This window comes from Bacillus amyloliquefaciens DSM 7 = ATCC 23350 (assembly GCF_000196735.1).
In the GTDB taxonomy this organism is placed as follows: Bacteria; Bacillota; Bacilli; order Bacillales; family Bacillaceae; genus Bacillus; species Bacillus amyloliquefaciens.
Map to the genome: position 1 here is coordinate 2,667,609 of NC_014551.1, position 12,921 is coordinate 2,680,529.

The window sequence follows — 12,921 nt, forward strand, 5'->3', positions numbered from 1 at the left end:
ATTCTAACATAGAATTTATTATTTATAATAATTATAACATAGTTTCTTCGTGAAAATGTGAACAGATTTCAAAAATGTTATGCTATAGTATAAAAAGCTTCGTTTCCTCTGTAATCATCATACTAAAAATCCTTTACTGCGGGTAGGTGACAGGATGAAAAAAACATCAATTTTATTACCAGGACTTCTGCTTGCCGCTTCATTATTCGCATGGCTTCAGAGCGGACAGGTCCGCCTCTTTGCGAATCAGGGAGAATGGCCGGTGCTCCTTATGCTTTTGGGTGCCGTGTTCTTGTATCAGGGCAAAAAGGAAGCGGCTGGGCCTCACGTCCTTATCGGTATGCTTCTGTTCGGAATAGGTTTACACTTTTTCGCCAAACCAGAGCTCTCTTGGTGGCCGGGAGATTTCGAAATGCTGCTCTTCGTACTCGGTTTCTCCTTATTTGCGGCCGCCAGAAAAGAATATGTATACGAAGCGGTTGCCATGATTGGTTTTTCCCTCTTTTTATACTTCTTTAAACAAATTACGGCGTGGATGGAATCCGTGAATATTCCGACGGAGCATTTCAAAACATACTGGCCGTATGTTTTCGTCGGAATCAGCCTTTTCTTATTGTTTATCAAGCGGAACAAAACTATACGATAAAACCCAAAACGCACTGCGTTTTGGGTTTTTCATTACCTGCTGATCATTTTTTTAATGGCTCCCCATGCTTCATCTTTTCCTTTTTTTGTTTCAGAGGAGAATAAAATCAGCTCATCTTCAGGGTCCATATCAAGCGTCTGTTTGACAACCTTTAAGTGCTTGTCCCATTTTCCTTTTGGAATCTTATCCGCTTTTGTCGCAATGACGATAACGGGAATGCCGTAATATTTCAAGAATTCATACATGTTCACGTCATCAGCAGACGGCGCGTGTCTGAGGTCGACAATCTGCACGCAGGCTTTCAGCTCTTCACGGGTCGTCATATAGGTTTCAATCATTCTCCCCCATGCTTCCCGCTCGCTTTTTGAAACTTTCGCAAACCCGTACCCGGGAACGTCGACAAAATGCAATTCATCATTGATGATGTAAAAGTTTAAGGTCTGTGTTTTCCCCGGTTTTGATGACGTTCTGGCCAGGTTTTTCCGATTGATTAATGAATTGATAAAAGATGACTTTCCTACATTTGATCTTCCCGCCAGCGCGATTTCCGGAAGTCCCCCATCAGGGTACTGTTCCGGTTTAACCGCGCTGATCACGATTTCTGACTTTGTAACTTTCATTTCTTCTCTCCTACTAAGGCATGTTCCAAAACGTCATCCAGATGTGACACGAATATAAATTTCAGTCCTTCTCTGACGCTTTCAGGAATATCCTCTATATCTTTTTCGTTATCTTTAGGCGCAATAATCGTGGTCAGGCCCGCTCTGTGGGCACCGAGCGCCTTTTCTTTCAGTCCGCCGATCGGAAGCACGCGGCCCCGCAGCGTGATTTCTCCCGTCATACCGACTTCGCGTTTTACCGGACGATCCGTTAACGCTGAAACGAGCGCCGTGGCCATCGTAATTCCCGCAGAAGGGCCGTCTTTCGGCACCGCTCCTTCAGGGACATGAATATGAATGTCATGGTTCTCATGGAATGTCGGATCGATTCCGAGCTGTTCCGCTTTTGAGCGGACATAACTGAAAGCTGCCTGGGCGGATTCCCGCATGACATCTCCCAGCTTCCCGGTCAGAATCAGCTTTCCTTTTCCCGGTGACAATGACACCTCGATTGAAAGCGTGTCTCCGCCGACTGTCGTATACGCAAGCCCCGTGACGACCCCGATTTGATCTTCGGTTTCCGCTTGTCCGTATCTGAATATCCGTTTTCCAAGGTAGTCTGCCAAATTTTTCTCTGTAACGGTAATGCGTTTTCTTTCCTCAGAAACGATGGCTTTTGCAGCTTTTCGGCAAATGGCGGCAACCTGGCGTTCAAGCGTTCTCACACCGGCTTCCCTTGTATAATAGCGGATGATGTCGGTAATCGCCTGATCCCGAATCTGCAGGTTGCTCTTTGTGAGCCCGTGCTCTTTGATCTGTTTCGGAAGCAGGTGGTCTTTTACGATCTCCAGCTTTTCGTTTTCAGTATAGCCTGACAGGCTGATAATCTCCATTCTGTCTCTGAGAGGGCCCGGTATTGAAGCAAGGTTATTCGCAGTCGCGATAAAAAGCACTTTCGATAAATCGAACGTCTCTTCAATATAATGGTCGCTGAATGTGCTGTTTTGTTCCGGATCCAGCACCTCAAGCATCGCCGAAGACGGGTCGCCTCTGAAATCAGACGACATTTTATCAATCTCATCAAGGAGAAAGACCGGATTTTGTTTGCCGGCTTTTTTCATCCCCTGTATAATACGGCCCGGCATCGCTCCGACGTATGTACGCCGATGCCCGCGGATTTCAGATTCATCCCGCACACCGCCCAGTGAAATTCTCACAAAACGGCGCCCCATGCTCGTACTGATTGATTTTGCAAGAGATGTTTTTCCGACTCCCGGAGGTCCGGCCAGACAAAGAATCGGCCCTTTCAGCGTTTTCGTCAGCTGTTTCACAGCCAAATACTCCAGAATCCGTTCTTTCACTTTCTCTAAACCGTGATGCTCTTTGTCTAAGATTTCCCCGGCTTTTTTAATATCCAGTTTATCTTCTGTTTCGTCCGACCACGGCAGAGCGATAAGCCAGTCAATATAGTTGCGGATAACAGAGCTTTCCGCTGAGCTTGACGGCACTTTTTCGTAACGGCTTAATTCCTTAAGCGCCGTTTCTTTGACACGCTCAGGCATGCCGGCTTCTTCTATCTTCTCCGTGAGCGACTGAACTTCACCGGTTTTCCCTTCTTTGTCGCCAAGCTCCTTCTGAATGGCTTTCATCTGTTCACGCAAGTAGTATTCCTTTTGAGTGCGTTCCATCGAACGCTTGACGCGCTGTCCGATTTTTTTCTCAATTTCCAGCACTTCTTTTTCATTATGAATAGAACGGATGACCTTATTCAGGCGTTCTTTAATATCAGCCGTTTCTAAAATATCCTGCTTGTCCTTTAATTTCAGCGGGAGATGAGAAGCGACGATATCCGCCATTCTGCCGGGCTCTTCAATATCAGTCACGGCTGCATACGTTTCTGCGGAGATTTTTTTAGAAATTTTTATGTACTGGTCAAAATGGTCCAGCAGCGTCCGCATAAGCGCTTCATCTTCCACGTCTTTCGAATCGTCCTCATGCATCAGCTGTATATCGACCGAAGTATAATCTTCGAGCTCGGTGTATTCAAGGATCTGCGCCCGCTGAATTCCTTCTACAAGCACTCTGATCGTACCGTTGGGAAGCTTCAGCATCTGTTTAATTTTTGTATAAGTGCCGACGGTGAAAATGTCCTCTTCACCCGGTTCGTCTATCGAAATATCCTGCTGAGTGGCTAAAAAAATCATATGATCATGCATCATTGCCTGTTCAAGAGCCTGAACCGACTTGTCCCGGCCTACATCTAAATGTAAAACCATCGTCGGGTATACCAATAAACCTCTTAAAGGGAGGAGCGGGATGCTGCGTTTTGTATCTTCTGCCATGTGACTGACACCTCCGTGACTTTAGTATGAACCATTATAATACAACTTTTTCATCGTTGTACAATTCCGGGATCGGGCAATCATCGGCTTACCGCCTGCCCTGTATATAAAACAGTCTCTTCGTAGTATACCCTTTCTTTCTGTTCTGAAAAAGGAAAAGATGTCCTCCATAAAAAAACCCCATTATAAAAATGGGGTTTATACGGATTCCTTATTCATTTGGATATCAAACGGTTTCTGTTCTGAAGGCGGGTCTACCAATATGACGTCAAGCACTTCCTGAAACGTTTTTACCGCTTTAATGGTGATTCCATCTATTCGTTTCAGAATGGACTGCTGATTTTCATAAGGGATAATGACCGTTTTTGCTCCGGCCTGCTTTGCGGCTTTGATTTTCGGGATAACGCCGCCGATGGGTTTGACAAGCCCTGTCAGGCTGATCTCTCCCGTCATCGCCACCGTATGGTCGATAGGGATGCGGTGAATCGCGGAAAAAATCCCCGCAGCCATCGCGATACCCGCAGAAGGTCCGTCAATCGGACCTCCGCCCGGAAAATTGACATGAATGTCATAGTCTGAAGGTTTGATGCCCATTGTGCGAAGAACCGTCAGAACATTCTCCACTGACCCCTTCGCCATACTTTTGCGGCGGATCGACTTTGATTGGCTGCCAATGCTCTCTTCCTCTGCGATTCCCGTAATATTCAGGCTGCCTTTGTCCTGCGCAGGCGTGACATTCACTTCGATTTCCAGCAATGCGCCGCTGTTCGGCCCGTAAACGGCAAGCCCGTTCACGATACCGACTTGCGGTTCATCAGCGATTTTCTGCTCATTTTTCGGCGTAAGCTGACTGGAATGAACAACCCACTCTATATCCTCTGTCGTAATTTCTTTCCTGTCCTCGGTCACCGCCATACCGGCGGCAATCTGAATCATATTGACGGCTTCGCGTCCGTTTCTCGTATATGCGGTCAGCACACCAAGAGCCTCATCAGAAATCTCTTTCTGAATTTTGTCGGCCGCTTTTTTCGCAACGGTTTTAAGTTCATCCTTTTCCAGCTCGCGGAAAAACACTTCAAGACAGCGGGACCGGATGGCCGGCGGAATTTCATTCGGCATTCTCGTTGTCGCTCCGATCAGTCGGAAATCCGCGGGAAGCCCGTTTTGAAAAATATCATGAATATGATTCGGTATCTGCGTATTTTCCTCACTGTAATACGCACTGTCTAAAAATACTTTCCGATCTTCAAGCACCTTCAGCATTTTATTCATCTGAATCGGGTGAAGCTCGCCGATTTCATCAATAAACAATACACCGCCGTGCGCATGGGTCACAGCCCCCTGCTTCGGCTGCGGAATGCCCGCCTGACCCATTGCCCCCGCTCCCTGATAAATCGGATCATGCACTGAACCGATAAGCGGATCGGCAATACCCCGTTCATCAAATCGTGCGGTCGTCGCATCAAGCTCAACAAAAACGGCCTGCTTCTGAAATGGTGACTGTTTATGTTTTTTCGCTTCTTCCAATACGAGACGCGCCGCAGCCGTTTTACCGACTCCCGGAGGCCCGTAAATTATGACATGCTGCGGGTTCGGACCGCAAAGCGCTGCTTTTAATGCTTTAATCCCATCCTCCTGGCCGACAATATCCTGAAAGCTTTTCGGCCGCACCTTCTCTGATAAAGGTTCTGATAAACTGATGGCGCGCATTTTGCGAAGCTGTTCCATTTCCTTTTTTGATTCTTTATCTATCGTCACTTTTTGTGTACGCTGGTTTTTGAGCAGATTCCAAAAATATAATCCGATGACTATCCCGAAAAACAGCTGTACAAATAATGCGATCCCTGTCCAACTCATGCTGGTCCCTCCTGAAAAAACGATTTATGTATCCAATTCATTCCTCTGTCCGCTAGTATCTCCCAGCAAAGCCCGGAATAAACATTTTTCAGAAGGGTCGGGACAAGAAAAAAACCTCCTGATCAATCCGAGTCAGGAGGTTTTGTAACGTTACGCTGATGTTTTAACAACAGTGCCGTCTTTTAATACAAGACGCGGTGCTTCACCGTCTGCCACTGTCGCTCCGGTAATGACACATTTTTCAATGTCATCGCGGGACGGCAGATCAAACATGACGTCAAGCATGATGCCCTCAATGATAGAACGCAGGCCGCGTGCGCCTGTTTTTCGCTCGATCGCTTTTTTCGCAATTTCAGATAATGCCTCGTCTTCAAAATCAAGCTCGACATCATCTAGTTCTAACATTTTCTTGTATTGTTTGACGAGTGCGTTTTTAGGTTTAGTCAGAATTTCAACCAGTGCCGTTTCGTCAAGCTGCTCAAGGCTTGCAATGACAGGAAGACGGCCGATGAATTCAGGAATCAGCCCGAAACGAAGCAAGTCTTCCGGAAGAACTTTAGAAAGCAGTTCTTCTTTTTCCAAGTCTGCCACTTTATTATCAGAGCCGAAGCCGATGACTTTTTGTCCGAGACGGCGTTTAATGATTTGTTCGATGCCGTCAAATGCACCCCCGCAAATGAACAGAATGTTCGTCGTATCGATCTGAATGAATTCCTGATGAGGATGTTTGCGCCCTCCTTGAGGCGGCACGCTTGCAACCGTTCCTTCAAGAATTTTCAGCAGCGCCTGCTGAACGCCTTCGCCTGATACGTCACGTGTGATGGACGGGTTTTCAGATTTACGCGCTACTTTATCGATTTCATCGATATAAATAATGCCTTTTTCCGCTTTTTCCACATCATAGTCTGCTGCCTGAATCAGTTTGAGGAGAATGTTTTCTACGTCCTCACCGACATATCCGGCTTCAGTCAGAGATGTAGCGTCCGCGATCGCAAACGGCACGTTCAGAATACGCGCAAGTGTCTGGGCGAGAAGTGTTTTCCCGCTTCCAGTCGGCCCGATTAATGAAATATTACTTTTAGAAAGCTCGACATCATCCACTTTACTGTTGGAGTTGATGCGTTTGTAATGGTTGTATACCGCAACCGCAAGTGATTTCTTCGCCTGATCCTGTCCGATGACATATTCATTCAGAATCTCACGGATTTCCTGCGGCTTCGGAACGTCTTTAAATTCGACTTCTTCTTCTGTGCCCAGCTCTTCTTCTACGATTTCTGTACAGAGCTCGATGCATTCGTCGCATATATATACACCCGGTCCTGCAACCAGCTTACGAACCTGATCTTGCGTTTTTCCGCAGAACGAGCATTTTAATTGTCCTTTTTCCTCGTTGAATTTAAACATTCTTTCACCCCTTAATCTTGTCTCACTTTTTCTTTTACCTGAAGGGCAAAAGAAAACGGTTCTTGCTACGATCGAGTATGTATTGCATTTTACCATACTTTCCAGTAAGACGGTAACAATGTGTTTCGCGCTTGCACATTCTATATGTATGACAAAAAACAGCCCGGCAATGACTATCTTGCCCCAAGAAAAAGAGTTATATCATAATTGTACAAAACAAGGCACGAATTAATCGCGCCCTGTTTTATTATGTCTATTATTATGAACCATATTAACGGTTTTCTACAAGAAAATCAATTGCTTTTCGAACTTTTAAATCTTCTTTCATCGCGTCAGTTGAACCGATTGCCTGCTTGATGTTTTCAACCGGCATGTTGTAAGCTTCAGCCATTTTAGTCAGCTCAGCTTCAACTTCTTCGTCAGTCACTTCAAGATTTTCAGCTTGAGCGATCGCTTCAAGCGTCAGGTTTGATTTTACGCGTTTTGCAGCATCTTCTGTCATTTGCTCTTTTAACGCGTTTTCATCTTGACCTGAGAATTGAGTGTAAAGCTCAAGGTTCATGCCTTGCATTTGCAGACGCTGTTCGAATTCTTTCAGCATGCGGTCAAGCTCAGTGTCGATCATCGCTTGAGGAACATCAGCTTCAGCGTTTTCAGATGCTTTCAGAACAAGCTCTTCACGCAATTTAGCGTCAGCTTCGTTTTCTTTTGCTTCTTCAAGGCGTTTTTTTGTTTTCTCAGTTAATTCAGCAAGCGTTTCAACTTCTTCGTCAATGTCTTTTGCGAATTCGTCGTTAAGCTCCGGAAGCTCTTTCGCTTTGATTTCATGAATTTTCACTTTGAAAACAGCTGGTTTTCCGGCAAGCTCTTCAGCATGGTACTCTTCAGGGAATGTTACTTCAAGATCCTTTTCAGCGCCTGCTTCAAGACCTGTTAACTGCTCTTCGAAGCCCGGGATGAATGAACCTGATCCTACTTCAAGTGAGTAGTTCTCAGCTTTTCCGCCTTCAAATGCTTCTCCGTCAACGAAACCTTCGAAGTCAAGAACGACTGTATCGCCGTTTTCAACAGCGCCTTCTTCTTTCACGACAAGCTCAGCCTGACGCTCCTGAAGCGCTTTAAGTTCGTTTTGTACGTCTTCGTCAGTAACGGACACGTCATCTTTTTCGATACCTAAGCCTTTGTAGTCACCGAGTTTCACTTCCGGTTTTACAGTCACTTTTGCAGTGAAAATTAAGCTTTCGCCTTTTTCGATTTTTTCAACATCGATTTCAGGGCGGTCTACAGGCTCAATGCCGGCTTCTTCAACCGCTTTAGGGTATTCTACAGGAAGTAAAATATCTAAAGCATCCTGGTAAAGAGCTTCAACGCCGAAACGCTGTTCGAATAAACCGCGGGGAACTTTCCCTTTGCGGAATCCAGGAATAGAAACCTGTTTTACTACTTTTTTAAATGCATCATCAAGAGCTGTTTTAAACGTTTCCGCATCAACTTCAACCGTTAATACGCCTTCGTTGCCTTCTTGTTTTTCCCATTTTACAGACATGTGTTTCCCTCCAAAAATCTATTCAGGTTGTGTCGGTCTTCCATTCTAAAGCAATCCGCGGCTTTGTCAAAGAAAAAACCGCTTTGAATCAGAATCATTATGTAATGAACTGGCAGCCTGTCCAACCGTAATTCTCATTTCAGTTAAACCGCTATACATAAATACAACCACTATATTATAACATAACGCCTAGCGCTTTCAACTATATGGCGTGATTTACAAATAAGAAATTTCTTCAATATCCTTAATCATCGTGCAGGCTTCTTCGAGTTCACGGCTGTCAAACTCGTACATCATATGAAGTTCCTCCGGCTCAATGTCAATGCCGTGCATCTCGTAACCGACCTTATGAAGCGCCGCGGCCCATAAATCTGCGTTCAAAAACTTCGGCATAAAAGGGTGCAATACGGTCAGATGCCTTCTCCACAGCTCCTCAACGGCGGCGTATAATGTAGGATTTTCATTGCCGAGCGTTTCATCAAGCACCCGGAGAACACGATGCAAAATCGGGGCCGCATCAGGCTGAATCGTTTCACTCGGGATCGCGGTCATTGAATCACCGAATTTTGTAATATGGACCGGTTTGCTGTAGTCGTGCTCCGACATAAGCGTCAAAATCATCGTTTTGATCAGCGGATGCGCGCCCGGATCTTGAAGAATCGTTTTTAAAAGGCCCGTGTATTTCGCAATATTGCGGTCTTTGAGAGAATGAATCAGATTCATTTGTTCTGCGGGGCTGTTCAGCACTTTTTCCGCATCAAGAACGTCTTCATATTCCTCCTCCCACGCCTCATCCTGCTGATCGGGATCGGTCATTTTGCGGCTGAATTCGAGCAGCCGGTAGAATTGTTCCGCACTTTCTGCTGGCAGCTGGTTTTCCTCCAGTACAGCTTCAATTGTGCTTTTGACTTCTTCATATTGTTTCAGCTGAATTAAAATGGTCATATACACCTGCAGCACGGTAAAATAATGGCCGTACCCTTCATTCAGCATTTTCTCGCAAACTTGTTTTGCTTCTTCCAATTCCCCGAGTTCCAGAAAACAAATCGCCATGCCTAAATGTACATCGGACTCGGTATCACCGTGGCTTACCGCTTCTGAAAACAGTTCGAGGGCCTCCTGATACTGTTTATCCTTCATGGCGGCCATCCCTTTATCAACCAAGCGTTCTTTCAGACGGGGGAAAGGAATGATATCAGCTTTTTTCTTGTCATGCGTCATACTTTATTTCCTTTCAGGCGCTTATTTTGTTCAAGTGTATCAACACGCGTCAGGAAACACAAGAAAGGATGACGCGCACGGCCAAAAAAGCCGCCGGACAGATGCCGGACGGCTTTTTTCAGGCTCGAAGCCAAGAACTTCTTTTCGATTCAAACTGCTGAATGTCGTCCTCCAGCAGAAGCGTTAATGAAATTTCATCATAGCCGTTAATCAGCATTTCCTTCCAGTGAGGATCGACTTCAAACGAAATCTCTCTTCCTTCGCTGTCGTGAATGAGCTGGTTTTCCAAGTCAACCGTCATATTAAGGGACTGATTTTCATATTGACAGGCGAGTTTTTTCCACTGATCATACGGCATACGGATGGGAAGCATACCGTTTTTAAAGCAGTTTTGATGAAAAATATCGGCAAATGACGGGGCGATGATGATTTTGAATCCGTAATCATCCAGCGCCCAAGGAGCGTGCTCACGGGATGATCCGCAGCCGAAATTCTCTCCGGCAATTAATATAGACGCGCCTTCATAGACTTGGCGGTTTAATTCAAACTCAGGATCAGGCTCACCGTTCTCAAGGTATCTCCAATCAAAAAACGCGAATCTGCCGTATCCGGTTCTTTCAATTCTTTTCAGAAACTGCTTCGGAATAATCTGGTCCGTGTCGACGTTGATCCGGTTTAAGACGGCCGCTTTTCCTGTATGCGTTTTTAAAGGTTCCATCTTTCGCGCACTCCTTACACAACTGTTTTTTCTTGATAAAACTTTCTTACATCGACGAAATGCCCGTGAATGGCCGCCATTGCCGCCATGGCAGGACTGACAAGGTGTGTTCTCGCGCCTTTTCCCTGTCTGCCTTCGAAGTTGCGGTTGGATGTGGAGGCGCATCGTTCCCCTTCAGGCACGACATCATTGTTCATACTGAGGCACATGCTGCAGCCTGATTCTCTCCATTCAAAGCCCGCTTCAAGAAACACACGGTGCAGCCCTTCTTTCTCAGCCTGCTGTTTCACGCTTTGAGAGCCCGGCACCACAATCGCTCTGACGCTGTCGGCGACTTTTCGGCCTTTAATCATATCAGCAGCCTGGCGAAGGTCGGTCATCCGCGAATTTGTACAGGAGCCGATAAATACATGTTCGACTTTTATATCTTCAATTTTTTGATTCGGTTCAATCCCCATGTATTCGTACGCGCGGATGGCTTCTTTTTTACCGTCGTCAGAATCAATGCTTTCCGGCGCCGGTATTTGAGCATCTACCGGAAGAACCATGCCGGGGTTGATGCCCCATGTGACCATTGGAGAAATCTCGCTGCCGTCTAACACGATGGAACGATCGTAGACGGCGCCCGGATCGGTTTTTAACGCTTTCCATTCTGCAGCCGCTTTTTCAAACTCTTCGCCTTTTGGCGCGTATTTACGGTTTCTGCAGTATTCGATCGTCGTTTCATCAGGAGCGATCAGTCCCGCGCGCGCTCCCGCTTCTATTGACATATTGCAGACGGTCATGCGTTCGTCCATAGACATGTTTCTGAATACTTCCCCGGTGTATTCAATGACATATCCCGTACCGAATTTCACCCCGTATTTTCCGATAACCGATAAGATGACATCCTTCGCGGTCACTCCTTTTTGGAGCGTTCCGTCAACGCGGATTTCAAGCGTTTTCGGCCGCTGCTGCCATAATGTCTGTGTGGAAAGAACATGTTCCACCTCACTTGTGCCGATACCGAAGGCAAGCGCCCCGAATGCGCCGTGAGTCGATGTATGGCTGTCTCCGCAAACGATCGTTTTCCCCGGAAGTGTCAGACCAAGCTCAGGCCCGACCACGTGAACGATTCCCTGATCCGCGCTGTGAAGATCCGCAAGACGGACGCCGAACTCCTCACAATTTCGTTCAAGCGCGGTTACTTGGCGCTTTGCGACTTCATCTTTTATGTCAAAACGGTTGACAGTCGGGATATTGTGGTCCATCGTCGCGAATGTGTTCTGCGGCCGTCTGACCTTTCTTCCCTTTTGCCTTAATCCTTCAAACGCCTGAGGAGACGTCACCTCATGAATTAAGTGCAGATCAATATAGAGAAGATCGGGTTTTCCTTCACCGCTTTTTACAACATGCCGATCCCAAATCTTTTCGATGATTGTTCGAGGCATCATCTTTGTTTCCTCCCTCTACCTATGAACTAAGACCGCTCTCTTTTAAGCGTCACACTATAGATTTTGTATTCGCGCCGACTAATGCGGCTTTTACTTTTTCAGTAATATCATGCGTTCCGGCATATTGGCCGCCCCGGGCGATATCACGTGTGCGGCTGCCGTCTGCAAGCACCTTTGCGACCGCTTTTTCTATGGCTTGCGCTTCTGTTTCAAGTCCGAAAGATGTTCTCAAGAGCATCGCCGCTGATAAAATCGCCGCAAACGGATTGGCCATCCCTTTACCTGCAATGTCAGGCGCCGATCCATGCACGGGTTCAAACAAGTGAAGACCTGAACTTGATAAACTGGCTGACGGCAGCATGCCGAGCGAGCCTGTCAGCATAGAGGCTTCATCGCTTAAAATATCGCCGAACATATTTTCAGTTACGATGACGTCAAATTGATTCGGAGCGTAAATGAGCTGCATCGCGGCATTATCGACAAGCATATGCTCAAGCGTCACATCAGGAAATTCTTTTGCGATTTCATCTGCTGTTTCACGCCACAGCCTGCTTGAAGAAAGCACATTCGCCTTATCAACTGACGTCACTTTCCCTTTCCTGCCGGCAGCCATCTTAAAGGCTTCTCTGACAACGCGTTCGATTTCTTCTTTCTTATAAAAAAGGGTATCGACCGCTTCTTTTTCTCCCGCTTCATTGACATACTGTCTGCTTGGCTCTCCGAAGTAGAGGCCGCCCGTCAGTTCCCGGACGATCACAAAGTCGACCCCGCTGATATATTCTTTTTTCAACGGAGATGCCTCAGACAGGCTTTCAAATACGGTCACGGGACGCAGATTGGCAAACAGGCCGAGTTTTTTTCTGATGCCGAGCAAGCCTTTTTCCGGCCTGAGCTCAGGAGAATTTTGGTCCCATTTCGGTCCGCCGACTGCACCGAGCAAAATGGCGTCGGATCTTTCACAAAGAGCAACAGTCTCCTCAGGGAGGGGATTTTGATGAGCGTCAATGGCTGCTCCCCCGATCAGCCCGTTTTCAAATTCAAATTCATGTCCGAATTGTTCGGCAACGCTTTTCAGTACATCTGCCGCTGATTCCGCCACTTCCGGCCCGATTCCGTCACCGGGAAGCAAAGCAATGCGTTTTTTCAAATCAAACG

The 12,921-nt window shown here is 46.5% G+C and carries 10 protein-coding genes; 1 reads left to right on the forward strand and 9 read right to left on the reverse strand.

All coding sequences use genetic code 11. The annotated features are described in order from the left end of the window. The first annotated feature begins 154 nt into the window (after window positions 1–154). Window positions 155–646, forward strand: coding sequence for a hypothetical protein (locus tag BAMF_RS33725; protein ID WP_013353077.1), 492 nt, complete (start codon window positions 155–157; stop codon window positions 644–646). A gap of 32 nt (window positions 647–678) precedes the next feature. Here BAMF_RS33725 and yihA read toward each other — a convergent pair whose 3' ends face one another. From yihA to leuB, 9 genes are all read right to left on the reverse strand, one after another. Continuing rightward, window positions 679–1,266 (reverse strand): ribosome biogenesis GTP-binding protein YihA/YsxC, encoded by a 588-nt coding sequence (yihA, locus tag BAMF_RS33730; RefSeq protein WP_013353078.1) that lies wholly within the window; start codon window positions 1,264–1,266, stop codon window positions 679–681. Beyond that, window positions 1,263–3,587, reverse strand: a complete 2,325-nt coding sequence (lon, locus tag BAMF_RS33735; RefSeq protein ID WP_013353079.1) for an endopeptidase La — start codon at window positions 3,585–3,587, stop codon at window positions 1,263–1,265. The genes yihA and lon overlap by 4 nt, the downstream gene beginning before the upstream one ends. Before the next feature lie 198 nt (window positions 3,588–3,785). Further along, a complete protein-coding gene (gene lonB, locus BAMF_RS33740; protein WP_013353080.1) occupies window positions 3,786–5,444 on the reverse strand; it encodes an ATP-dependent protease LonB in 1,659 nt (552 codons plus the stop codon). A 150-nt stretch (window positions 5,445–5,594) separates the two neighbouring features. Continuing rightward, on the reverse strand, window positions 5,595–6,848 hold the full coding sequence (gene clpX, locus BAMF_RS33745; protein ID WP_013353081.1) for an ATP-dependent protease ATP-binding subunit ClpX: 1,254 nt from the start codon (window positions 6,846–6,848) through the stop codon (window positions 5,595–5,597). Window positions 6,849–7,119: 271 nt separating this feature from the next. Beyond that, window positions 7,120–8,394 (reverse strand): trigger factor, encoded by a 1,275-nt coding sequence (tig, locus tag BAMF_RS33750; RefSeq protein ID WP_013353082.1) that lies wholly within the window; start codon window positions 8,392–8,394, stop codon window positions 7,120–7,122. A gap of 216 nt (window positions 8,395–8,610) precedes the next feature. Then, window positions 8,611–9,615, reverse strand: a complete 1,005-nt coding sequence (gene ddcA / locus BAMF_RS33755; protein WP_013353083.1) for a DNA damage checkpoint antagonist DdcA — start codon at window positions 9,613–9,615, stop codon at window positions 8,611–8,613. Between the two features lie 118 nt (window positions 9,616–9,733). After that, a complete protein-coding gene (gene leuD, locus BAMF_RS33760) occupies window positions 9,734–10,333 on the reverse strand; it encodes a 3-isopropylmalate dehydratase small subunit (RefSeq protein ID WP_013353084.1) in 600 nt (199 codons plus the stop codon). Between the two features lie 14 nt (window positions 10,334–10,347). Further along, complete coding sequence (gene leuC / locus BAMF_RS33765; protein ID WP_013353085.1) at window positions 10,348–11,766, reverse strand: 3-isopropylmalate dehydratase large subunit; 1,419 nt, start codon at window positions 11,764–11,766, stop codon at window positions 10,348–10,350. A 49-nt stretch (window positions 11,767–11,815) separates the two neighbouring features. Continuing rightward, complete coding sequence (gene leuB, locus BAMF_RS33770) at window positions 11,816–12,913, reverse strand: 3-isopropylmalate dehydrogenase (RefSeq protein ID WP_013353086.1); 1,098 nt, start codon at window positions 12,911–12,913, stop codon at window positions 11,816–11,818. Window positions 12,914–12,921: the final 8 nt, after the last annotated feature.

Bases quoted from the DNA above. Each gene is read 5' to 3' on its own strand.
- lon (WP_013353079.1), bottom strand. From the start codon at position 3,587: ATGGCAGAAGATACAAAACGCAGCATCCCGCTCCTCCCTTTAAGAGGT.
- tig (WP_013353082.1), bottom strand. From the start codon at position 8,394: ATGTCTGTAAAATGGGAAAAACAAGAAGGCAACGAAGGCGTATTAACG.
- BAMF_RS33725 (WP_013353077.1), top strand. From the start codon at position 155: ATGAAAAAAACATCAATTTTATTACCAGGACTTCTGCTTGCCGCTTCA.
- yihA (WP_013353078.1), bottom strand. From the start codon at position 1,266: ATGAAAGTTACAAAGTCAGAAATCGTGATCAGCGCGGTTAAACCGGAA.
- clpX (WP_013353081.1), bottom strand. From the start codon at position 6,848: ATGTTTAAATTCAACGAGGAAAAAGGACAATTAAAATGCTCGTTCTGC.
- ddcA (WP_013353083.1), bottom strand. From the start codon at position 9,615: ATGACGCATGACAAGAAAAAAGCTGATATCATTCCTTTCCCCCGTCTG.
- lonB (WP_013353080.1), bottom strand. From the start codon at position 5,444: ATGAGTTGGACAGGGATCGCATTATTTGTACAGCTGTTTTTCGGGATA.
- leuD (WP_013353084.1), bottom strand. From the start codon at position 10,333: ATGGAACCTTTAAAAACGCATACAGGAAAAGCGGCCGTCTTAAACCGG.
- leuC (WP_013353085.1), bottom strand. From the start codon at position 11,766: ATGATGCCTCGAACAATCATCGAAAAGATTTGGGATCGGCATGTTGTA.